Below are 21,751 nucleotides of genomic sequence, written 5' to 3'. Positions count from 1 at the left end.
TGCGGATATTTGATCATCTTGATCATCAAATCCGTCCCGATATTGCCCGATCCAATGATCGCGGCCTTCACCTTGGCCAAGGGAACCTCCTCCTACCACGCCGCCCGCCGGATGGGGCTGCCTTGTCCCGCGATATGCGTGGGCGGGCGGTAGACTCAAGGGCCCCCACCCGCTCCGGCGCGCATCGCCAAAGTAAAGCTCAAATAGGCAAATCCCCTGCGCATTCCGTAGGGCGAAGGGGCCGAGTAGCAGAGCGCCACAAGGTCATGCCGGGCAGGTATCCGGCTAGCAAACACCGCCGATTGGCCCGGCACCACCAGGGAGGATTTGCCTTGAAAGCCAAGACACGACTTTTCCGTTCGACCTGCATTGCGACGACATTATCCGCGACGACACTGGTCTGGTCGGGCATGGCCTATGCCCAGGAAAACGCGGCGCAGACTGCCGCCGAAGAGGCACCGCTGCAGGACGGTGACGGCCTTCAGGATATCATCGTCACCGCGCAGAAGAGGAGCCAGAAGCTCCAGGACGTTCCTGTCGCCGTCAGCGCGGTGGACGGCGCGGCTCTCGCTTCCGCCAATATCAGCAATGTTGCCGATCTTGGACGCCTTGTTCCTTCGCTCAGCGTTTTTGCCACCAGCGGCGGAGTCCAGCCCTTCCTGCGCGGTATCGGCAATCCCGGGTCACTGGTCGGTAACGAGACCAGCAATGCCGTCTATATCGACGGCGTCTATCTCGTCCGCGTTCCTCCGACATTGCTCCAGCTCAACAGCATCGAGCGCATTGAGGTGCTCAAGGGGCCGCAAGGCACTCTGTTCGGCCGCAATGCCAGCGGCGGCCTGCTACATGTCGTCACGCGCGATCCAAGCGATCGGCCGACGCTCGAGGCCAGCGTGGGCTACGACAATTTCCAGACATTCCGGGGCAACCTCTATGCCTCCACGGGGATTACAGACAATCTGGCGATCGACGTCTCCGGCCTGATCATCGACCAGGCCGAGGGATGGGGTAAAAATGTCGCCACCGGCGACGATTGGGGCCGCGAGACGACCAAGGCCGTTCGGACCAAGCTGCGCTGGGCGCCCGGCTCTGGTACCACAATCACGCTGAGCGCCGATTACAATAAATCGAACAACGACTTCCTGGCCCATAGCCAATATCTTTTCGGTGTTCCGCGCGGCTACGAATTGCCGCCCTACGGCGTCCAGCCCGAGCTGGGCTTCTACGACATCGAAGCGGACGACGCGCCCGCGTACAAGAGCGAGGACTGGGGCGTCTCGGGAAGGATCGAGCAGGAGCTGTCGTTTGCCACGGTGACGAGCACGACCGCTTATCGCGAACACAAAAGCTTCATCGCCTTTGACTCGGATTTTTCACGCCAGCATTTCCTTCGCGCCGAGCTCAACGGTCGGGTCGAGCAATTCTCACAGGAGATCCAGCTCGCGTCCAATCCCGGTTCGGCGTTCGATTGGCTGGTCGGCGCCTATTATCTCCATTCGAAAGCCGGCTATCTCCCGACGCGTTTCACCGGGGCCGCGATCGACAGCTTCACCGGCGGCATCCCGGCGATCAGCGACACCTATGGTCAGTCGAAGGCTAAATCGGCCGCCATCTACGGCCAGAGTACCGTCCATCTTGGTCCCCGTACCAATTTGACCGTCGGACTGCGCTACACCCACGACAAGCTCGACGGCATGGGGCGGAGCGACTTCTATCTCTTGGGCGCGACACCTGTCGCCGGCCCGATCGTGACCGGCGAGGCGACCTTCAAGAAGGTTACCTACAAGGTGTCGCTCGACCACAAGCTCAGCGACGACATCATGGTCTACGCGTCGCAGAGTCGCGGCTATAAAGCCGGACTGTTCAACACCCTCCCCTTCCTGCCGGTCGCTGCCAAGCCCGAGATCCTCGATGCCAGCGAAATGGGGCTGAAGTCGGAACTTTTCGACCGGCGGTTGCGGCTGAACGGTGCCGTCTTCTACTATGACTTCAAGAACGCCCAGTTCCAGCAGTTCGACGGTCCGACGGTGACGATCATCAATGCACCATCGGCGCGTATCTACGGAGCGGAGCTCGAAGGACAGGCGGCGCTTGCCGACGGCCTGGTCTTCCGTTTCGGCGGCGGATATCTGGACTCGAAGTATACCAACTTTGCGAATGCCCAAACGCCGGTGATCAATCCCAACACCGATCCGGCCCTGGGGCCCGTCGGTGGATATCTCAATGGCTTCGTGCCCTTCGACGCGACGGGCAACGACATGGTGCGGGTGCCGAAATGGACCGCCAATCTGGGCCTCAACTATGTGGTCGAAACCCGCTTCGGCACCTTCGATTTCGACGTCAACTATTCCTACAATGACGGCTTTGCCTGGGATGCCGACAATGCGCTGCGCCATCCCTCCTACTCGCTTGTCGATGCCCAGATGAAATATACGTTCCCCGGCGAGGGGGACCGCTTTTCGATACGGCTCTGGGCAAAGAATCTGACGAAGGAGAAATATTATGTCGCGCAGATCCAGAGCGACGGGCCTCGCGGCAGTTCCGCCATGCCGGGCGCACCGCGCAGCTTCGGCTTCGACTGGCTTGTGAAATTCTGAAATCTCCCACTAAGGGCCCGGCGATCGTCGGGCCCTTTTTTTTTGAGGTGAACGATATGGCCCGCTATCATTTTGTCGTGCTCTCGAATCCCGTGCCAGGATGCGCCGAAGACTATAATCGCTGGTATGACGACCAGCATCTGGACGACGTCCTCAAGGTTCCGGGGTTCGTCAGCGCCCGCCGCTTCGTCACGGCACCCAGCCAGACGCCGCGCGAAGGCGTTCCGGCATGGGACTATCTCGCTTTGTACGAGATCGAGACCGACGATCTGGCGGCAACGCTCGCCGACTTGCAGGCCCGCTCGGGCGGTCCGCTCATGCCGATCTCCGAAGCGATCGACATGGAGGGCTGCTTCGCAACCGTCTATGCCGAGCGCAACTGAGCAACAAGCCGATCAATCAGCAGCAAGATCGATTACGAACCTGTAACGCACATCGCCCCGCTCCAAGCGACGAAACGCCTCATTGACTGCCGTCGTCGGCAAGATCTCGACATCCGCGGCAATGCCGGCGCGACCGCAGAAATCGAGCATTTCCTCGATCTCGGTGGTCCCTCCGACGCCCGAGCTTGCGATCCGTTTGCGCCCCGCGGCAAGCATTGCCGGATCGAAATCCAGACCCGTCGCCGGCAGGCCCAGCGAGCACAAGGTTCCGTCGAGCTTCAGCGCAGCGAGATAGGGATCGAGCCGATGGGCGTAGGGCGCCGTGTCGAGGATGAAGTCGAACCGGTTGGTCTGTTCGGCCATCGCATCGCCATCGCGCGACACGATAGCCTCGTGCGCTCCAAGCGCCAGCGCGTCGCCGCATTTTGCCTCGGAGGTGGTGAACAGAACGACATGCGCACCAAAAGCACGTGCAAACTTGATCGCCAGATGACCCAGACCGCCTAGTCCGACAATCCCTACGGTCGTGCCTTCCCCCACCTGCCAATGCCGCAGGGGTGAGTAGACGGTGATGCCAGCGCAAAGCAGCGGCGCCGCCCGAGCGGGGTCAAGCGTTTCGGGAAGCCGGAACGCGAAACGTTCATCAACGACGAGACCGTCGGCAAGCCCCCCATAGGTCGTTTCGCCCGTCCGGCGATCGACGCCATTATAGGTCAATGTCGGGAATTGCTCGCAATATTGTTCCATTCTCGCGACGCAGGGCGCGCACCGGCGGCAGGAGTCGATGATCGTGCCCACAGCCACCCGATCTCCGGTGCGCAGGCGCCGCACATCACTCCCGGTCCACACAACCTCGCCGACGATTTCATGACCCGGCACGAGCGGATAACGGCTGTTGCCCCAGGCATTGTCGACCGCATGCAGATCGCTGTGGCAAATACCGCAGTAAAGAATGCGCAGGACAATATCCTGTTCTCCGGGCGCCCGTCTCGCGATGTCCCAGGGCACGAGGTCTCCGCTCGCGCCATGGGCCGCATAACCCCTCGCCGCCAGAGTCCCCTTCACCTCGCCCATTCCAATCTCCCGTTCCGGCCAATGTCGACGAGGGCAATGTGCCAGCGTCGGCCGCGCGAACGGTTGCCGATCTCTTTCGGTTCCCGACCGAAATTTGTTCAAACAGCGCATCACGGCCGCCCGCCGCTTCTATTCGCCGGGCGATCTCCTAGGCTCTGACCAAGCCGTGCCTCTGCCCGGCAATTGGGAGTAAGGGTCATGCAACTGGACAGGAAGACAGTCGCCATTACCGGAGCAGCCGGCGACATCGGCATGGCGACGGCACGTGCGCTTCAGAGTGAAAGCGCCCGCCTCGCCATGATCGATATCTCGTCCGAGGCCCTCGAGGAAGCGAAGCAAGCCTTGGGCTCGACCTGCCTCCCGCTGGTCGCCGATGTCACGCGCGAAGACGATCTGGCGCGCGCTGCGCAAGAGGCCTCGGCTGCGCTCGGTCCGATCGACATTCTCTTCGTCAATGCAGGTATCGAGCAGCCGCACATACCGCTACCCGACCTCGACAAGTCGATCTTCGACCGCGTCCTCGCAGTCAACCTGACCGGCGCGTTCCTGACCGTGAAGCATTTTCTGCCGGTGATGTCGGACGGCGGCAGCATCATCCTGACATCGTCAATCGCAGGGCTCATGGGCATCCCGGCTTACTCGGCCTATTCGGCAAGCAAGGGCGGCCTTATCGCCCTGATGCGTTCGCTCGCGGTCGAGGCGGCGCCGCGGCGCATCCGGTGCAACTCCATTCACCCCGGCACCGTTAGGAGCCGGATGATCGAACGTACCGCACAGGAGGCGACGCACGGCGGCGACCCCGCGGAATGGTACGCCGCGGTGACGAGCATGGCAAAACTGGGGCGGCTGGTCGAACCGCATGAGGTTGCCGAACTTGTGCTGTTCCTTGCGAGCGACCGCAGCCAGATGATCACCGGCCAGAGCATCGCGGTCGACGGGGGGATGCTCGTATGACCGGGCAGCCAACAGAGAATGGACCCGACGAGAGCCGCGCGCTGGTGCTCCGCTTCTGCGAACATCTCTCACGGCGCGAGTTCGACGAGATGGCAGCCCTCACGACCGAGGATGCCAGTTGGTGGGTGGTCGGGCGGCCGGACAAGGTCGCCTATGGCGGAGCGCGCAGCATAGCCGAGATCATGCCCAATCTGCGGGGTTTTTTGGGCTCGCTGGACAGCTTTGCATTCACCGTCACGGGCACGACTGCCGAAGGGAACCGGGTCGCGATCGAAGCGGTCTCGCATGGGCGGCTCGGCGCCAGGGAATATCGCAACGATTATCTGATGCAGTATGAGATCGACGGTGGCCACATCCGTTCCATCCGCGAGTTCCTCGATCACTTCGAAGTGGCCGCGTTCCTCGAGTCTTGAGCAGACAGGCCAGCCGCCTAGAGCGATTTGAAATCAGGCAGAATCGCCTGATGGCTCGCACATCGCGGCAAACGAAGTGCCGAGAGCGAGCGATCCGATGCAATCGAAGCTCTTCCCGCTCTAGCCGTGGCTGGCCCAAACGAATTCGCGCGCGCCGTCCCCACCGCCCTCACGATAGCGCTTGGCGTAGGAGCCACTACGAATATCCTCGATGACGTCGAGATGGCGCGGTACCCAGCCGAGCTCGTCCACGGTCCGCCGCGCGATCGAGCGACTATTTACCGCAAGGGCGATATCGACCCAGAATTCGCCCCAGAGCGTACAGGCCGCTTCATAGTCGAGTGATCGGGTTCCGCAGCCGACAACGGTCGCTACCGCCTCCGCTATGGTCCGGAAGTTCGCCTCACCCGAGACCGTATGATAGAGGGCGCCAGGCGTCCCTTTTTCTGCCGCCAAGCAATAAGCTTCGGCCAGGTCGTCGACATGCACCGCCGAATAGAGATTGAGGCCATGCCCAAGATAGCAGGCCGCCCCCATCTTGCGCGCCGATTCAAATATCTGCGGGATCTGGATGCTACCGCCATGCCCGTAGATCAGTGGCGGGCGAATGACGAAAGTACGAAGGCCTCCTCCAGACGCCTCGCGAACCAGCCTTTCGGTCTCGATCCGCACAGCGCGGTTCGGACGCGCCGGAAACGGAAAGGGATCGTCTTCGACAAAGCAGTTCTGATTCCAGGCGCCGTCCCTGGCTTCGATCGAAAGTACGCCCGTGCCCGATGTGAAGAGCAACTGTTTCTCGCCATCCCGGCATCCGTCAATGAGCGCCTGCATGATCGGGGCCTCGGCCTCGAAGGGAACCATCGCCGCCATCACCACGGTGTCGAAACTGCCCACCAGATGCGTCAGCGCGGGGAGATCATCGAGACTGCCAACTACAGGCACCACGCCGGCATCGACAAGCGCCAATCGGTTGCCGTCGCTGCGAGCGAGACCGTAGACATTCGCACCGCGCGCGGCGAAGGCCCGCGCGACGGCCGAGCCGACATATCCCGTCGCCCCGATGATCAGAATCTTCATGGTGAAATGCTCCCTTGTCGAATGGGGCCGCATGAATGCCGGTGGTCAGGCTTAACGACGGCGATCGAACGCCAGCCACAGTTCGGTAAGCCCATAGGCAACATAGGTCGAGGTATAGGCATAGCTGTCCTCGCCTCGCGACGGCCGGAAATTTTCGAGCCGGTTAACCAGCGCCGTGAAGGCGAGCCGTAATTCGCCGCGCGCCAGCTGATTGCCGATGCACATGTGGATGCCGGCCCCGAATGTCAGGTGCGCCCGGCCGTTCGCTCGATTGAGGTCGACCTGTTCGGGCTCGGGGAACACCGTCGGGTCGAGGTTGGCAGCCCCGAAGCGCGTTTCGATAATCGCGTCTTTAGGAATGCCGACACCCCCGATCTCGATGTCGTCGGTCGCTCGGCGAAACATGGTGGTGGCCGGCGCCATGATCCGCAATGTTTCTTCGACGAAGGCGGCCATTTTCGCGGGATCGTCACGAATCTGCACGGCAAGGCCGGGATTTTCGATGAGAAGCTTCATCCCGCCAGCGATAGCATTGGCCGTCGTCTCGCCACCGGCAATGAACAGCAGGAAAAGAATGTTCACCAGCTCTTGCATGTCGAGCGACCGGCCATCAATCTCAGCGTGGACGAGCGTGCTCAGCAGGCTATCGTCGGGCGCGGCGCGAACGCGTTCCACATTGCGCGCGAGATAGCGTTGAAGCTCGGTGACAATGGGTACGATTTCCAGTTCGCGCTCCGGCGGGAGAACGGGATTGCTGCTTTCGAGGGCGACGTCCGACCAATGCTTGAACGTGTCAATGTCACGCTCGGTGACGCCCAGGATGTCGGTGAATACAACGATCGGTAGCTTCATCGCGAAGGCCGCAAAGAAATCGACCTCCTCGGCATCAATGAATGCGTCGATGAGGTTATCGACCGCAGCCTCGATCTGCGGCTCGAGCGCCACAACCCTGGCGGGCACGAAGGCCTTGTCCACGAGGGCTCGATAGGTCCGATGCTGGGGCGGGTCATTGGTCACCAGCGTATCCATGGGAAGCCAGCCAGTTTCGCGAAACATGCGGTCAACCTCGTCACTGACGCTCGACGAACGCGTAAGAACAACGCCGGTACGGTTGGAGAGAGTCTTGGTGTTGAGGACCGCCTTGCGGACGTCGTCATAGCGCGTCAGGATAAAATTGCCGCTGACTGGATCCTTGTAGACCGGATGCTCGGATCGCAATTGGTGATAGGCCGGAAAGGGGCATTTGCGAAGCTCGGGATCGCTGAAACTGATCGGGCACGCGGCGCTTTCCGGCCCCTCGAAGCTGCTGTCCATATCCGCTCTCCAGTAGCGTCCAGGTCGAGATGCCCGGTACTGAAGACACTATCGAGCGTCGTACGGAAACGGGCAAAGACTGCCACATGCGCAAAGCGCGCATTTCATGGGCGAAGCGAGCCATGACCGACAGCCCGGTTGGTTCTACGCGCTTTGAAGCGTCAATCAGGCCGCGGCCGGCCGGGCCGCCCGATTCTGCATTCGCAAAAGCGCAAATTCGAAGACCTGGCGCCCGATCTCCTCGAGTTGGGCAACGAACCGGGGCTCGCTGCAGACGCCGTCCTTGAAAATGCCGCCCGTCGTATTGATCGCACCGCCGAGAGGCGTCGGCCAACCGCGCAACGCGTGCACGATGGACCGCAACGCGGCGAGAGTACTTCCCGTCGCCTGCCAACCATATGCGGTAGCGATCAAGCCGACAGGCAGGCCATCAAGATAGACGCGCTCATCGCGCGCCGTTTCTTCGATATAGTCGATCGCATTCTTGACCACGCCCGATATCGATCCGTGATAGCCCGGGCTGGCAAAAATCACACCGTCGGCCGCCCGCACCGCGTCGATCATCGCCACGGCATCATCGGGCAACCGATCTCCGTGCGCAAGGTAATGCGGCAAGCCAGTCAATATGGCGCCGCCGAAAAGCTTGGTCTCCGCACCGGCATCGCGCGCCGCAGAAAGCGCCAGCGCCAGCGCCTGTTCGGTCGACGATCCAGGCGTGGTGCTTCCGCCAATGCCGATCACCAGTGGCTTTCGCGCCATCGCTCAATCCTCCGCCCATGCCGCGACAGGATGCCGGGCTGCAGCTTGCACACCTAATGCGGGCAGTCGCCAGCGGCCACCGGCGCAGCTTTGCGAAAGCGATCCTTTCTTGTCCTGGCCAAACGAGTCGACGCAATCGACGCCTGCTCTACCGCATCCGAGAGGCCTGCGCAGCACTCCGCCCGGCCCGGCGCCCAGAAAACACGCCATCGGCGAGCGACATTCCGCTCATATAGCTGGTTGAACATAGGCCGACGGCACATCGCCCCGCAGCATAAAGTCCCGGGATATCGGCACCCGAGATGTTTGTCACCGCGCCATTCGCCTCGTTCACGTCAAGACCGCCGAGCGTAAACACGAAGGTCATGCCATATTTGTTCCAGGTCGACATGTTGACCGCATAGTAGCTGTCGCCCTCGAGCCTGCGCATGTTTTCGGGGAGCTTGCCGAGAGGATCGGCACTCCTGCTCGCGACGCGCGCGTTGTGGCGGAGTATCGTCTGCTCGAGACCGTAGGGATCAAGACCACATTTGCGCGCCAGGCGCGCGAGGCTGCGTGCCCGCCGCGTGCCGCCGAGCAAAAGGTTGAGGAGCGTCGGCGCGCCCCACATCAGGAAGAGGCCTTTCCCCATGAAGATCGATGTCCGAACGCTCGACCAGAAGTTACGCGCGTCGATGATGAGATAGGCGGTGCCCCCGCCCGTCTGTTCCGAGATCGCACCCCCGACGTTCGCGAGATAGGCATCCTCGCGAATGAAGCGTTCACCTGCCTCGTTGACGAGAAGGCCGCCGACAAAGACCTCCGGAGGCGCAATCGACCGGCCAACAAAGGCGCTTTCCATCAATCTGGGGACGCCGCCAACGGTTTCGCCGAGCGCGATGCCGCTGCCGTCGCACCCCATCGATCCGTTGCGCATGATCGCCTCGCTCGCGTCGGCGATGGCCGGGCGAAAGCGGCGGAGCATCGCCTGATTGCACACAAAGCCGCCGCTCGCGAGGATCACACCGCCGAGCGCGCGGATGCGGCGACGCTCGACTGGCGCCTCGCGCTCCAGCATCGCGCAGCGCGCGATTGCCTCCTCGGCCCTCTTCCCCGACATCGGCACATAGGGATTGACGATCTTGTAGAGCCTATCATGTTCCTGGTGGCTGTCGGGGGATAAAATGTCGGCCTCGATCCCGAGGACCCGCCCCGCAGCATCCTGGATCAGCCGCCGGACGGGCGCATGCGGAACGAGCCGAACACCGGCGGCAAGCGCCGCCGTCTTCAGCGCGCCATAAAAGACATAGCCGGTGAACCCCTTTCCGACCGCGCGATGCCCACGCGGCGCCGGCTTTGCGAGATCTCGAAACTGCGCCGACGTTTCGTTGCCGCTGAAATAAAGAAACTTGTCTCCGGGGGGATAGCCCTTCCCTTTGTAAAGCGCCGCGTCATAGGACACGCCATGGCCCCTAACCCAGTCGAAATTCGCGGCGCTTTCCTTGCAGAAGCGATGCAATGTGGCTTGGCCGACGGGGGTTCCCTCTTCGGCTAGGTAAATCTCCATCGCCTCGGGGCAATCATGATAGCCCGCCTCGCGCTGGATCGCGGTTCCCCCCGCATAATAGATTCCACCGGAATATGCGGTGGCGCCGCCGCCCGCAAAGCGGTCGAACGCCATCACGCGGGCGCCCTCCTCCGCGGCCTGGATCGCCGAAGCTGCACCGGCGCCGCCAAATCCGACGACGACGACATCGGCGGTGTCGGACCAGTCGATCTGGTCCGCCATCTCGACCACCAGCGGCGGCTCGACGTTCGCGTCCGCCGAAAGTGCGGGATGGCGATCCATGCCTATCTCTCCCTGCAGGCATCACCGCATTCCGCTAGGAACTCCGAGCGGTGTGCGGCTGATTTGACCGCGGTCACCTCGCTCAGACGGCGCTTTCGGTAGCAACAGGACGGTTCGAGCCGCCCTGGACCTCGTCCACCACGTACATGGCCATCGCGGACCGGTCGAAGAGATTCTCCTCGTCGCGGGCGATGCGGTCGCCGATCGCGGGATCGGCGATCGCCGCGTTCATGCGGTCATAATCCGCGCGGTTCGCAAAGCTGATCTCGGTAATCACATCGAAGGCTGGCCTTGCGTCGTTGTTTTCGACATGCGCGGGCGCGTAGCTTTCGTCGGGGACCAGATAGTTGCGACGATAATCGGAAAAGAAGGGCAGCAGGCTATTGATGAGCGGAGCGTGGTTCCCCTCATAATAGGCCCTGAACGCCGCGTCCGACATTCCTTCCTTCTTCTTGAGAAAGCAGATGATCTTCATGAGGCTCCTGGAAAATCACGATACGCGCCGAGATTGGCGAGTGAAGCGGCGCGCGGTCCGCGCCGCTGCCATTCCTTATTCCGCCGCGATCGCGTCGGGCTGCGCGGCCACGTCGCGCGGCAGATGCCCCAGGATCCGCATCTGCTTGAAGGTCTCCGAGGTTGCGGTCGCATTGAAGGCAATCGCCGAATTGACGCTGAGGACGGTCAACTCATCGAGCGGATCGAGCTCAAGATGCCCAAATTCCACCGACGCGTCGCTCGCGTTCCAGGCCCGCAGAATCTGGTTGGTTTCGTGCGTCGGGGTGCAGCAGACGGCCCGGTCGACAAAACCGGTATAGTTGACGTCGGGCACCTCACGGACCGTTAGCGTTTCATAACCACCGCTGTTCATGGCCGCGACTTCTTCCGCCGTCTTTTCCGCGCCGATGCGCATGCGCATTGTGATCAGCCGCACGCCACGACGGGTGACGCTCATCTCGAACTCGTCAACGCCCAGCGGAATGAAACGGATATCGCCCATCTTCTTGAGCATCCCGAAATAGACACCCCAGGGACCCATGATGTCGCACTCGGTCTTGTCGCCATAGAGACCGTCAATATATTCCCAGCCCGCAGCTCCCTTCACGCCGTTGAACTCGGTCCGCGCACGGAACTGAAAACCCTGATAGGGCGTCACACGTCCGTCCATGGGGCGCGTGCTGCGGCTCGTGAAATACCACATCTGAACTTCAGGCGGGAAATCGCGGTCCGCCTTGAGCGGCGGCGGGAGAATAAGCTTTTCGATCGCTTCATAGGTGCTGGTGAAATGCACCATGAAGATCGCCATGTCGGGAAAGGCGAGACCATCATGCTGGAACGCCTCGCCGGGCCGGCAACCCGTGAGATTGAGGATGCCACCGGTGAACGGCTTCTCATAAGTGCTCATTCATACTCTCCATTTCGCGGGGTCGCTCAAAGCCGACTCGTCGATATCGCAGGTTTCATTGGGCCGCAGCCGCGGCCTCTTGCATAGCCGCAATCGGAGTGGATTTTCGATCATGACTTGGCGAATCCACGCGTCGCCAACCGAGGAAGTATATCCATTCTCCGGCAAGGCCAGTGACCGGGCGCGTGCGCCCGGCCGGTTTGGATTTAGCCAACGTTCTCGACAAGCCCGCCGTCGTCGAAACGCGCGGTATAGCCGCCATCCACCGTCAAGCCGTGCCCCGTAGTGAAACCCGATGTCGCATCGGCGAGATAGAGCGCAGCATGCGCGATTTCCTCAGGTTGCCCGATCCGGCCCAGCACATTCTGGTTTTCCATATAATGCTTCCACTCCGGACGCTCCATGAAGGGTCGCGTAATGCCCGTGAGGATCGTGCCGGGGTTGATGTAATTTGCGGTGATCCCATGCTCGCCGAGCTCGACCGCGAGACTGATCGTCAGACCGGCGATGGCGTGCTTGCTGGTCGTATAGACCGAGGATCCCCGGCGCGCGAGCTTCGAGTTGATCGAGGCAATATTGATGATGCGGCCGCTACCGGACTTTTTGAGCTCTGGAAGAGCGCTGAGCGTCAGCTCCATGGGCGCGGTGACGTTGACGGCCATCATACGGTCCCAGACTTCGCGCGTAATCTCTTCGACAAGCACGAACTGGAATATGCCGGCCGCGTTCACCAGGATGTCGACCCCCCCGAATGCGGCGACCGCCGATTCGACGATCCGGTCGGTGGCGCCGGGCGCGGTGATGTCGGTCGCGACGGTCGCGACGGATGCGCTGCCCTTATAAGCCAGCTCCAGCTTCTCGCCATTGATGTCCGTCGCCAGGACATTGGCACCTTCGCGAACGAACAATTGCACGATAGCGCGACCCATCCCGTCGGCGGCTCCCGTTACAATCGCGGTCCGTCCATCCAGTCTTCCAGCCATTTCCGATAATCTCCCAGTCTGCAAAAACAGACGCCTCTCGCGCCCTCGTCCGAAACCATCCGACCATGACGCACGCAGGTTTTTTGGGAACCCCGCCCGAGTTGATAAATCCGTTCCTTTTTTGCCGCTGATACGCGCGTCGACGCAACGCGCAGCCCATGAAGCGATCATTTTGACAAAATCACGCAGATGGCGTCGTCCGCAGGTCATCGGTACTCAGACCGCGATCCGCTCCGGGAGAGACCTGATGCCCCCATTTGATTTTGATCTCTTCGTCATCGGCGCCGGCTCGGGCGGTGTGCGCGCCGCTCGCGTAGCGGCCTCGCACGGCGCGCGCGTCGCGGTGGCAGAAGAGTATCGGGTCGGCGGCACCTGCGTGATCCGCGGCTGCGTGCCCAAGAAACTGCTCGTCTATGGCGCCCATTTCGCGGAAGATTTGAAGGACGCGCGTAATTTCGGCTGGGACGTGCCCGAGTGCGAGTTCGAGTGGAATCGCCTTCGCGACAATGTGCTCGCTGAGGTCGACCGTCTCGAGGGCCTTTATGTCAAGACGCTCGACAACCACAAGGTCACCTTGTTCAGAGGCCGGGCGAGCGTGCGCGGGCCACAGAAGCTGAGGGTGGGCGCCGGACCGGACATCACAGCCGAGCGTATCCTGATCGCGACTGGCGGCTGGCCCCATGTACCCGTATTTCCCGGCAGCGAGCATGCGATCACATCAAACGAGGTCTTCCATCTCGACAGCTTGCCGAAGCGCGTCGTGATCGCAGGCGGCGGCTATATCGCCAACGAGTTCGCGGGCATCTTCAACGAATTCGGCAGCAAGGTCACGATCGTCAACCGCAGCGACACGATCCTGCGCGGCTATGACGAGCAGATCCGCAACCGGCTGCTCCAGATTTCGATGACCAAGGGCATCGACTTCAAGTTCAACGCCCCGTTCAAATCGATCGAGAAGAATGGCGACGGATCGCTGACCGTACATCTCGAAAACTGCGACTCGATCAGGGCAGACGCGGTCGTCGTCGCCGCGGGCCGCGTTCCGAACAGCAGGGGCCTGGGCCTCGAGGTGGCGGGTGTCGAGCTCGACGACAAGGGCGCAGTCAGGGTCAATGAAGCGAACCAATCGTCGGTACCGAGCATCTATGCCGTCGGCGACGTCACCGACCGCATCCAGCTGACGCCCGTGGCGATCCGCGAGGGGCAGGCTTTTGCCGACACCTTTTACGGGGGTAAGCCGACCGTGATCGACTATGCCAATGTCCCAAGCGCAGTGTTCAGCCATCCGCCGATCGGCGCGGTCGGCATGACCGAAGCCGAGGCACGCAACAAACTCGGAAGCATCCGTACCTACACCAGCGATTTTCGCGCGATGAAGAATGTACTCGCGGGCCGCAACGAACGGGCGCTCTACAAGATGATCGTCAACGCCTCGACCGATCAGGTCGTCGGCCTGCACATGATCGGGCCCGACGCGCCGGAAATCCTGCAGGCGGCGGCCATCGCGGTGAAGGCGGGGCTGACCAAGGCCGATTTCGATGCGACCGTCGCACTGCACCCCAGCATGGCCGAGGAACTCGTTCTCCTGAAAGGATAGCCCGGCACTTTGCCGGGCGCTGTCACCTAGAGCAGATTCCGATCCGATTGCATCGGTTCGGCTGCCCTAGGTCTTTGTTTTACCGCGTTTTCGTAAGTCAGCAGATGGTTGGCTTCGCCGAACTGCGTTTCTATCTGCTTGGAAAACGCTCTAATGCCGCGCATATGGCCGCAGGACGCCGGCATCATCGCATTCAGATGCAGCCCAGTCCACGCAGCGTCTCCTTGACCGCTTGGTCAATCGGAGTACGACGTTCCTTGCCAAGCAGCTTGTTGATCCGCTGATTGTCAAGCTTGACCGGCGCCCGCCAATAGGGCCTGATTTCCATCACTTCGCGGGGGAAACCGCCGAAGGGCGAAAGCAGGCCCATCAGCCACCAGGGGAATTTGCCAACGGGCAGTGTCGGCTTGTCGGTCGCCTTGCGGATGAGTTCGGGCATCGTTACACCATCCTCGTCCCAGAAACCTTCAAATTGTACGCGCTCGAACCGCTCGAGCCGATCGCCCAGCTCCATGAGATCGACGATCGTGCTGGCAAGATCGGGCAGATAGGCCCAACTGTGACCGATGCCGGGTAGGCCTGGATTGACAATCTGGCTCACGGGCATCCCCGGCTTCACCATGGCCTGGCCGAACCAGCTCGATCCGCTGTGTGGTCCGAAGAAATCGCCCGCGCGGACGATGAGGCTCGGCACCTCGGGTGCGGCCGATTCAAGCCGTTGCTCAAGGGCAACGCGGATCGCTCCCTTGCGCGACTGCGGCGTTTGCGGCGTGTGCTCATCGATCAGCGGCGTGCGGCCCGGATCGAAGTTATAGATTGTGCCGGGCAGGACAATGCGAGCACCTCCAGCCGCGCGCGCCGCCGCAATGCTGTTGTCGATCATCGGGAGGACGAGCTTGCCCCAATTGCGGTAACCTGGCGGGTTGACGGCATGCACGATCGCTTGGACACCTTCGGCTGCGTGAACCACGTCGTCGCGGACCATTGCATCGCCCCGATGCCATTCGGGGATCGCGGTCCGCCCGGTCCAACGCTTGGCAGCGGCCGCAGGATCGCGGACCAGCGCCCGCACCTTCCATCCAGCCGCGAGCAGCGCCTCGGCAACGGCGCTGCCCACTCCGCCCGTCGCACCCAAGACCAAGGCCGCGCGTTCAATTTTCTTGCTCATGATCACCTCCATAGTTGATGCTCAACAATTGGCGAAAACCACACTTGTATTAAATTGTTGAAAATCGTTGATCAGCTAGTCAAATTTTGATGAGCTTGGTTCAGATATCATTTTCAGCCAGCGCACCAACCTCACCGGCCGGACGCGGAGCGCGCGCTCTTTTTCGGACCACCCGGAAGACTTGCGACGGCGCAATCAGGCCCCTAGACGATGGATTGATCTCGTCGCAGCCAAGGGAGTAGGCCTTGACCAGTCAACCGGGCGAGTTGAGCGCCGATCTCCTAATGACCCTCGAGGCTCTCCTTCGGCACCGTAATGTTACACACGCCTCTATAGACCTCGGCATTACCCAGCCTGCCATGTCCGCTCGACTTGCCAAGCTGCGGCGAATATTCGACGATCAGCTCTTCGTTCCTGCCGCTTCGGGACGCGGCATGGTCGCAACGCCGCGGGCACTCGCGCTGCAACCCGCGATAGCTGGAGTCATCGATCAACTGCGCGGACTTGTCGGTACAGAAGTCTTCGACCCCGCGACATCGACACACAGCTTCTCGATCGCTCTCCACGACAACCCCGCCGCCATGCTCGCACCCGATCTCGTCCAGCAAGTCCAGGCGATAGCGCCCAATGTCCGACTTGCGTTCGTGATGCCGGTGCGCACCGAGATCGCCACGCAGCTCGAAAATGGCGTGGTCGACCTGCTGATCGGATCTCCCGAGGTCACCGGTCCGGACTTCATCGGCCGGACCTTGTTCGACGAGGATTTCCTGACCGCCCAGCGCAAGGGGCATCCGCGTGGGACCGGCCCCCTCGATCTCGACGCTTACTGCGCCGTCGAGCACCTCCTCATTTCCGCGGATGGGGGAAGCTTCGCGGGGGTCGTGGACGAAGCCCTCGCCCGGCAAGGGCGAGCACGTCGGGTGACGGTTTCGCTGCAAAGCTACGCCGTCGCCCCGCTCATCCTTACAACCAGCGATTGCGTCTGCACATTGCCACGACGCTTCCTTGAACGTTTTGCCGCCTCGCTCGACTTTTTCGAACCGCCGATCGTCCTCGAACGCTTCAAGCTCACCGCCCTTTGGCATCCGCGCATGCAGAATGATCCCGCCCATAGCTGGCTGCGGGAACAGATCTTCGCCGCAGCGCGCATGGCAAGTCTCGACCAGTCCAAATAGGTCCCGACCGGTTCCGTGGCTGGCGTCAATCGCCGACGCGGTCACGGAAATCGACGGGGACCCAGCTGTATCCCCCTCCCTCGGCACGTAAATGGCCGATGCCCGGAAAAGGCAGGTGCGAAGCCGCGACAAGCTTCTTTTCGCCGACTGCCTTGGCGAACTGTACCAGTCGCTGGCTTCGCGCGGCGGGCGAATCGACGTCGAAGTTGATCGTGATGTCCGGCTTGGGAAACTGCAACGACCCGATGTGCAGAATATCGCCCCAGAACTCGATCGCCTGCCCTTTGCTTTCGACGTGAAAGAAGGCGTGCCCTGGCGTATGGCCCGGCGTCGGCACGGCCATGATTCCCGGGAAAATTTCGGTTTGCCCGCTGAACGTCTTCACCTTGCCCGCGCGGATATAGGGTGCGACCGTCCGCTCGGCCTCGTCGAACGATTTCGGGTTGTACCCGCTCTTGGCGGCGTTCGTCTTGTCGAGGAAGAAATCGACATCGCCCTTGCCGACATGGATCGTTGCGTTTGGAAACAGCATCTTGCCGCCGATGGTCAATCCACCGCTATGATCGGCGTGAATATGGGTGATGAGGATGTCGTCGATCTGGTCCGGGCGATAGCCGGCGGCGGCCAAGCTCTTGACCAGCTTCCCACCTACCGGGCCAAAGAGCTCGCCTGCCCCCGTATCGACCAGCAACACACGCCCGTCCGCCTCGATCACATAGGCATTGATCGAGGTCTCGACTGGGTTCGCAAGAAAGCTGCGTGCGAGAAGTGCATCGATCTCCGCTTCATTGGTACCCGTCATGATCTTGTGAAGGTCGAGCGGCACGGTGCCATCCGACAGCGCCACGATCTGGAAATCGCCAAGCGCGAGACGATAGGCGCGGGCTGTCTGCTCCTTGGGGACGCCCGCAGCGGTGACTGCGGAGGCGTCCGGCTGGTGCGCGAGGATCGGCGATGTAGAGGCAAGCAGAAGAGCGCCTGCCGCCGCACGAAAGAAGTTGCTGTTCATCTCGAATTCTCCGGTTGCCTGACACGGAATGGCGTGCCGGAAGACCAGATAATAAACATCGCATGGCCTGAGAAATAAGCGCGATCCATGGGTGCCATAGAGCCCCTCGATGACGGTCTTGGTGGCTGCCGCCCGAACGCGCCTTTATGTTGCAGTCAAATCCAGATGAGGAATTGTTGCCATGAGAACTTCGCTAATATCGCGGCTCGCTCTCGCGCTTCTATCTAGCGTGGCTCTGGTCCCGGCCGCAAACGCTATCCAAACTGCAGTGACCTCGCAGGCCACCGGCCATGCCGAACCCGCTGCCCGTTCCACCTATGAGGGCGTCGCCGATCTCGGTCGCTTCAAATTCGAACAGGGCGGCTCGATCGACCATATGAAGGTAGGCTATGTAGCGTTCGGTACGATGTCGCCGGCGCGCGACAACGTCATTCTTCTGCTTCCCGAAACCAGTGCGACCCGGCATGCCTATGACGCGCTCATCGGCCCTGGAAAGACCTATGACACCAATCGCTTTTACATTGTCGTGGTCGACCAGATCGGCGGCGGGCAATCGTCGCGGCCTTCCGAGGGCCTTAGAACGGCGTTTCCGCGATACACGATCCGGGACATGGTTCGGGTACAGCACGACTTCGTCCGACATGTGCTCAAGGTTCCCCACCTCGTCGCGGTCGGCGGAGCCTCGATGGGGTCGTTCCAGACGATCGAGTGGGGCGTTACCTATCCCAACGCGATGGATCGACTGATCCTGATCGTCCCTGCCGCGCGCAGCGATGGCCACCTGCGCGGGATTGTGAAGCAGATGCGCAACGCGATAGCCGGGGACGCGGACTATGCCGATGGCCGCTATGGGCAGCGCCCCACCGCGGGTCTTCGGCAAGCGGCCCGGATCTTCTTCCCGTGGCTTCGCAGCGACGCCTATCTGGCGGCCCGTCCGTCCGAGGTCGCCCAGGCCGAGGCGCAGGCACTCGGCGATGGCTGGGCCGACCGCTGGGATCCCACCGACATCCTCTGGCGCTATAACGCCAGCGCGCATCACGATGTCTCGCAACCCTTCGGGGGTGACATGCGAGCCGCGCTTTCTCGGGTCCGTGCGCCGTCGCTCATCATCTCGAGCACAAGCGACCGCACCATCCCTGCCTATCTGACCGACGAACTCCGTCGCGGGCTCGGTGCCCCGCGCTTCGTGGCGATCGAAACGGATGCCGGCCACGCGATGGTCAGCGCGCGGCCAGAATCTGCAGACTATCGCGCAATGGCAAACGCCATTGCGACCTTCCTTGCTGGTTCCACATCAGCATCGCAACCGGCCAAGGCCGGCAATCAAGGAGAATGAAGATGACGGTATCGAATGCGTTGCGATGGGCGCTGCCAATGGCCCTTCTAACGTTGACACCGGCACAAGCTTCGGCGCAGAGCATCAAGCGGCACGGCGAGACGGGCAGCCGCATCCTCGACAGCGTCTCGGTTCCGGGCACGGCAACAACCCTCTATCTGAGCGGACAGGTCGCCTCGCCTGTCAAAGGCTCGGACGTGGCCACCACCACATTCGGCGATACACGCACTCAGACAGGGAGCGTCCTCGCAAAGATCGAAAAGCTTCTCGCCAAGCGCGGATACTCGATGCGCGATGTGATCAAGCTCACAATCTTCCTGGTCGGCGATCCTGCGCTCGGCGGGCGCATGGATTTTGCCGGTATGAATGCCGGTTTCGACCAATATTTCCGGACGGCTGGAAATCCGGCAACGGTGGCGCGGTCGACAGTCCAGGTCAGCGCGCTGGCCGCACCGGGCTATCTCGTTGAAATCGAGGCAACCGCGGCGAAGGCGCCATGAACGAACCATCCCATTGCCCCAATGCCACCATTCGTTAGACAGGAGGCATGAGCAATCGTCCGATCGACTGGGATGACCAACGAGCCTTTCTCGCGGTCCTCGAAGGCGGAAGCCTTTCGGCGGCCGCAAGAAAGCTCGGTGTCGCGCAGCCCACGGTCCGGCATCGGATCGAAGCGCTCGAACAAGCACTTGGCACCATGCTCTTCACGCGATCGGTCAATGGTCTCGAGCCGACCGACCAGGCGCGCGAACTTGGCGAGCATGCCCGCCAGATGGCGCTCGCATCCGAAGCCTTCGTCCGAACCGCTTCCGCACCGCCCGGCGAGGTGGGGGGCATAGTGCGGCTCAGCGTTTCAGACTTTGTTGGCGCACTCGTCCTCCCGCCCATGCTCGCATCGCTTCGCAAGCGCCATCCGGCGATCATCGTCGAAATCGCCCTCAGCAATGAAGCCGCGGACATGCTCGGTCAGGAAGCCGACATCGCGATCCGCATGCATGCGCCCAAACAGGGGGCATTAATCGCGAAGCATGTCGGCGCTATTCCGCTCAGCTTCTTCGCGCACCGTGACTATGTCGCGCAGCACGGTGCGCCCAGAACGCTCGCCGAACTTGCCGGCCATGCCCTGATCGGCTCGGATCGCGCCCGGGCCGACCTCGCCCTGGCCGAGGACCTCGACCCTGCGATTACGCGCCAGGCATTTCTGGTCCGCACCGACAGCCATCCCGCGCAATTTGCGGCGATCCGTGCAGGCCTTGGGATTGGCATCGTCCAACAGCCAATAGGGCTTGCCGATCCCAACCTGGTCGCGGTCCTTCCCGATATCATCGTCCACCGGATCGAGAGCTGGGTCGTAGCGCACGAGGATTTGCGTCGTGTCCCCCGCGTCGCGGCGGTGTTCGAGCATCTCGTGTCGGAGTTCAGCCGCTATTGCGCGGGCGGGCACTGTCAAAGCAAACGGCAGCGCGGTATTTGTGGGCATGACCAAGCCCGTCGGTAACCCGTTTCGCTACTTCAACTCGTCACCTGAAGTGATCCGGCTCGTGGTCATGATGTATGTGCGCTTTCCTCTATCACTGCGGAATGTCGAAGACCTGCTTTTCGAGCGCGGCATCGATATCTGCCATGAAACGGTGCGGCTCTGGTGGAACAGGTTCGGTCCGCTGTTCGCCAGCGACATCCGCCAGCAGCGGGTCAGCCGCATGAAGGGCTTCCGGCAGTGGCGCTGGCACCTCGACGAGATGTACTTGAAGATCAATGGCGAGATGGTCTATCTCTGGCGCGCCGTCGATCATGAAGGTGAGGTTCTCGAGAGCTATGTCACGAAAACCCGTGATAAAAGGGCAGCTCTGGCTTTCATGAAGAAGGCGCTGCGGCGCCATGGATCGCCTGAGATTGTCACCACCGACGGCCTGCGATCCTACGGTGCCGCGCTCAATGAAATCGGCATCCGTGATCGGCAGGAGATCGGTCGCTGGGCTAACAACAGGGTCGAAAACAGTCACCAACCCCTGCGAAGAAGGGAGCGAGCGATGCTCAGATTCAGGCGAATGAAGGCGCTACAGAAATTCGCTTCCGTGCATGCCAGCTTCCACAATCACTTCTCTCTCGAACGCCACCTCACTGATCGGAAAACCTACAAGGAGAGACGCTCGGCCGCCCAGGCCGAGTGGCAGTCCCTCATGGCATAACCCCCTGCCCTCCAGGCCCGAAAGGCATCTGGTGGAGACGAGTTCGCATTAGACTGACAGCACCCACGCGCTGGCACGTCGCGAATGGCTTACGGTTGAGGATCTCACCGATGAGCCGCTGATCATCCCCGCGCGCCGTTCGCGCCCGCACAGCTATGACGTGACGATGAAATTGTTCGCCGAGGCGGGACTGCGCGCGCGGATCGCACAACAGGCGGACGAGAAACAGACGATCATCAGCCTCGTCGCCGCCGGCCTCGGCAGCGCGATCGTCCCGCGCTGGACGTCCCGGATGAAGGTGGGCGGCGTCGTCTATCGTCCGCTCAATGTGGGCGCGGGGCCGCCCGCGCGCCGCCTCCCGCTCGCTGCGGCCTGGCTGCGGGGATCGCGCGATCCCCTTCGTGACGAACTGCTGACCGTATTACGGATCGGGTTGGCGACATACGCTGAAGACGCCTGATCGCAACAGATGCCGCACGTCTCGCGTGAGCGG

At 61.8% G+C, this 21,751-nt stretch carries 21 protein-coding genes and 1 pseudogene; 12 read left to right on the top strand and 10 right to left on the bottom strand.

Going from position 1 to position 21,751, the window contains the following annotated elements:
• Window positions 1-332: 332 nt before the first annotated feature.
• A complete protein-coding gene (locus tag AC58EF_RS06585; protein WP_497275418.1) occupies window positions 333-2,597 on the top strand; it encodes a TonB-dependent receptor in 2,265 nt (754 codons plus the stop codon).
• 56 nt (window positions 2,598-2,653) lie between these two features.
• Entirely contained in the window at window positions 2,654-2,980 is a 327-nt protein-coding gene (locus tag AC58EF_RS06580) for a hypothetical protein (RefSeq protein WP_497275416.1), read from the top strand.
• Between the two features lie 12 nt (window positions 2,981-2,992).
• Here AC58EF_RS06580 and AC58EF_RS06575 read toward each other — a convergent pair whose 3' ends face one another.
• A complete protein-coding gene (locus AC58EF_RS06575) occupies window positions 2,993-4,054 on the bottom strand; it encodes an NAD(P)-dependent alcohol dehydrogenase (protein WP_497275414.1) in 1,062 nt (353 codons plus the stop codon).
• A gap of 198 nt (window positions 4,055-4,252) precedes the next feature.
• Here AC58EF_RS06575 and AC58EF_RS06570 point away from each other — a divergent pair, with 198 nt between their 5' ends.
• Entirely contained in the window at window positions 4,253-5,008 is a 756-nt protein-coding gene (locus tag AC58EF_RS06570) for an SDR family NAD(P)-dependent oxidoreductase (protein WP_497275412.1), read from the top strand.
• The gene (locus AC58EF_RS06565) at window positions 5,005-5,421 is read left to right on the top strand and encodes a nuclear transport factor 2 family protein (protein WP_497275411.1); all 417 of its coding nucleotides are present in this window, start codon (window positions 5,005-5,007) and stop codon (window positions 5,419-5,421) included. Before AC58EF_RS06570 ends, AC58EF_RS06565 begins: the two co-directional genes overlap by 4 nt.
• A gap of 120 nt (window positions 5,422-5,541) precedes the next feature.
• On the opposite strand, the gene AC58EF_RS06560 is transcribed toward AC58EF_RS06565, so the two are convergent.
• The 7 genes from AC58EF_RS06560 to AC58EF_RS06530 form a co-directional block, all read right to left on the bottom strand.
• The gene (locus AC58EF_RS06560; protein ID WP_497275409.1) at window positions 5,542-6,498 is read right to left on the bottom strand and encodes an NAD-dependent epimerase/dehydratase family protein; all 957 of its coding nucleotides are present in this window, start codon (window positions 6,496-6,498) and stop codon (window positions 5,542-5,544) included.
• Window positions 6,499-6,549: 51 nt separating this feature from the next.
• A complete protein-coding gene (locus AC58EF_RS06555; protein WP_497275408.1) occupies window positions 6,550-7,812 on the bottom strand; it encodes a cytochrome P450 in 1,263 nt (420 codons plus the stop codon).
• Between the two features lie 165 nt (window positions 7,813-7,977).
• Entirely contained in the window at window positions 7,978-8,571 is a 594-nt protein-coding gene (locus AC58EF_RS06550; RefSeq protein WP_497275406.1) for an NADPH-dependent FMN reductase, read from the bottom strand.
• A gap of 148 nt (window positions 8,572-8,719) precedes the next feature.
• Window positions 8,720-10,399 carry an FAD-binding protein gene (locus AC58EF_RS06545; RefSeq protein WP_497275404.1) on the bottom strand — a complete coding sequence of 560 codons (1,680 nt, stop codon included), beginning with the start codon at window positions 10,397-10,399 and terminating at the stop codon, window positions 8,720-8,722.
• 82 nt (window positions 10,400-10,481) lie between these two features.
• Complete coding sequence (locus AC58EF_RS06540; RefSeq protein ID WP_497275402.1) at window positions 10,482-10,874, bottom strand: EthD domain-containing protein; 393 nt, start codon at window positions 10,872-10,874, stop codon at window positions 10,482-10,484.
• 75 nt (window positions 10,875-10,949) lie between these two features.
• Window positions 10,950-11,801, bottom strand: coding sequence for an acetoacetate decarboxylase family protein (locus AC58EF_RS06535; protein ID WP_497275401.1), 852 nt, complete (start codon window positions 11,799-11,801; stop codon window positions 10,950-10,952).
• Window positions 11,802-12,007: 206 nt separating this feature from the next.
• Window positions 12,008-12,994 carry an SDR family NAD(P)-dependent oxidoreductase gene (locus AC58EF_RS06530; RefSeq protein WP_497275399.1) on the bottom strand — a complete coding sequence of 329 codons (987 nt, stop codon included), beginning with the start codon at window positions 12,992-12,994 and terminating at the stop codon, window positions 12,008-12,010.
• A gap of 37 nt (window positions 12,995-13,031) precedes the next feature.
• Here AC58EF_RS06530 and gor point away from each other — a divergent pair, with 37 nt between their 5' ends.
• Window positions 13,032-14,381: a glutathione-disulfide reductase gene (gene gor, locus AC58EF_RS06525; protein ID WP_497275398.1), complete on the top strand. Its 1,350-nt coding sequence runs from the start codon at window positions 13,032-13,034 to the stop codon at window positions 14,379-14,381.
• Between the two features lie 193 nt (window positions 14,382-14,574).
• On the opposite strand, the gene AC58EF_RS06520 is transcribed toward gor, so the two are convergent.
• Window positions 14,575-15,561, bottom strand: a complete 987-nt coding sequence (locus AC58EF_RS06520) for an NAD(P)H-binding protein (protein ID WP_497275396.1) — start codon at window positions 15,559-15,561, stop codon at window positions 14,575-14,577.
• A gap of 272 nt (window positions 15,562-15,833) precedes the next feature.
• On the opposite strand from AC58EF_RS06520, the gene AC58EF_RS06515 reads away from it, so the two are divergent.
• Window positions 15,834-16,724 carry a LysR family transcriptional regulator gene (locus AC58EF_RS06515; protein WP_497275445.1) on the top strand — a complete coding sequence of 297 codons (891 nt, stop codon included), beginning with the start codon at window positions 15,834-15,836 and terminating at the stop codon, window positions 16,722-16,724.
• 25 nt (window positions 16,725-16,749) lie between these two features.
• Here AC58EF_RS06515 and AC58EF_RS06510 read toward each other — a convergent pair whose 3' ends face one another.
• Window positions 16,750-17,571 (bottom strand): MBL fold metallo-hydrolase, encoded by an 822-nt coding sequence (locus AC58EF_RS06510; RefSeq protein WP_497275395.1) that lies wholly within the window; start codon window positions 17,569-17,571, stop codon window positions 16,750-16,752.
• 391 nt (window positions 17,572-17,962) lie between these two features.
• Here AC58EF_RS06510 and AC58EF_RS06505 point away from each other — a divergent pair, with 391 nt between their 5' ends.
• The 6 genes and pseudogenes from AC58EF_RS06505 (at window position 17,963) to AC58EF_RS06480 (ending at window position 21,718) form a co-directional block, all read left to right on the top strand.
• Window positions 17,963-19,069 (top strand): alpha/beta fold hydrolase, encoded by a 1,107-nt coding sequence (locus AC58EF_RS06505; RefSeq protein ID WP_497275393.1) that lies wholly within the window; start codon window positions 17,963-17,965, stop codon window positions 19,067-19,069.
• A complete protein-coding gene (locus tag AC58EF_RS06500) occupies window positions 19,066-19,569 on the top strand; it encodes a Rid family hydrolase (protein WP_497275391.1) in 504 nt (167 codons plus the stop codon). The genes AC58EF_RS06505 and AC58EF_RS06500 overlap by 4 nt, the downstream gene beginning before the upstream one ends.
• A 47-nt stretch (window positions 19,570-19,616) precedes the next feature.
• Window positions 19,617-19,757: pseudogene (locus AC58EF_RS06495) on the top strand (helix-turn-helix domain-containing protein); the annotation flags it as partial.
• An 84-nt stretch (window positions 19,758-19,841) separates the two neighbouring features.
• Complete coding sequence (locus AC58EF_RS06490; RefSeq protein WP_497275444.1) at window positions 19,842-20,567, top strand: LysR substrate-binding domain-containing protein; 726 nt, start codon at window positions 19,842-19,844, stop codon at window positions 20,565-20,567.
• On the top strand, window positions 20,548-21,258 hold the full coding sequence (locus AC58EF_RS06485) for an IS6 family transposase (RefSeq protein ID WP_497275390.1): 711 nt from the start codon (window positions 20,548-20,550) through the stop codon (window positions 21,256-21,258). The genes AC58EF_RS06490 and AC58EF_RS06485 overlap by 20 nt, the downstream gene beginning before the upstream one ends.
• A 70-nt stretch (window positions 21,259-21,328) precedes the next feature.
• Window positions 21,329-21,718, top strand: a complete 390-nt coding sequence (locus AC58EF_RS06480) for a LysR family substrate-binding domain-containing protein (RefSeq protein WP_497275442.1) — start codon at window positions 21,329-21,331, stop codon at window positions 21,716-21,718.
• Window positions 21,719-21,751 lie beyond the last annotated feature (33 nt).

This window comes from Sphingobium sp. WR1 (assembly GCF_059693745.1).
Note: the sequence above shows the minus strand (reverse complement) of the source record. Positions and strands in the feature narration are given on the sequence as shown.

Coding starts and splice junctions, on each gene's coding strand:
- AC58EF_RS06580 (WP_497275416.1), top strand. CDS start 2,654: ATGGCCCGCTATCATTTTGTCGTGCTCTCGAATCCCGTGCCAGGATGC.
- AC58EF_RS06575 (WP_497275414.1), bottom strand. CDS start 4,054: ATGGGCGAGGTGAAGGGGACTCTGGCGGCGAGGGGTTATGCGGCCCAT.
- AC58EF_RS06570 (WP_497275412.1), top strand. CDS start 4,253: ATGCAACTGGACAGGAAGACAGTCGCCATTACCGGAGCAGCCGGCGAC.
- AC58EF_RS06565 (WP_497275411.1), top strand. CDS start 5,005: ATGACCGGGCAGCCAACAGAGAATGGACCCGACGAGAGCCGCGCGCTG.
- AC58EF_RS06560 (WP_497275409.1), bottom strand. CDS start 6,498: ATGAAGATTCTGATCATCGGGGCGACGGGATATGTCGGCTCGGCCGTC.
- AC58EF_RS06555 (WP_497275408.1), bottom strand. CDS start 7,812: ATGGACAGCAGCTTCGAGGGGCCGGAAAGCGCCGCGTGCCCGATCAGT.
- AC58EF_RS06550 (WP_497275406.1), bottom strand. CDS start 8,571: ATGGCGCGAAAGCCACTGGTGATCGGCATTGGCGGAAGCACCACGCCT.
- AC58EF_RS06545 (WP_497275404.1), bottom strand. CDS start 10,399: ATGGATCGCCATCCCGCACTTTCGGCGGACGCGAACGTCGAGCCGCCG.
- AC58EF_RS06540 (WP_497275402.1), bottom strand. CDS start 10,874: ATGAAGATCATCTGCTTTCTCAAGAAGAAGGAAGGAATGTCGGACGCG.
- AC58EF_RS06535 (WP_497275401.1), bottom strand. CDS start 11,801: ATGAGCACTTATGAGAAGCCGTTCACCGGTGGCATCCTCAATCTCACG.
- AC58EF_RS06530 (WP_497275399.1), bottom strand. CDS start 12,994: ATGACCTGCGGACGACGCCATCTGCGTGATTTTGTCAAAATGATCGCT.
- gor (WP_497275398.1), top strand. CDS start 13,032: ATGCCCCCATTTGATTTTGATCTCTTCGTCATCGGCGCCGGCTCGGGC.
- AC58EF_RS06520 (WP_497275396.1), bottom strand. CDS start 15,561: ATGGAGGTGATCATGAGCAAGAAAATTGAACGCGCGGCCTTGGTCTTG.
- AC58EF_RS06515 (WP_497275445.1), top strand. CDS start 15,834: ATGACCCTCGAGGCTCTCCTTCGGCACCGTAATGTTACACACGCCTCT.
- AC58EF_RS06500 (WP_497275391.1), top strand. CDS start 19,066: ATGAAGATGACGGTATCGAATGCGTTGCGATGGGCGCTGCCAATGGCC.
- AC58EF_RS06490 (WP_497275444.1), top strand. CDS start 19,842: ATGGCGCTCGCATCCGAAGCCTTCGTCCGAACCGCTTCCGCACCGCCC.
- AC58EF_RS06485 (WP_497275390.1), top strand. CDS start 20,548: ATGACCAAGCCCGTCGGTAACCCGTTTCGCTACTTCAACTCGTCACCT.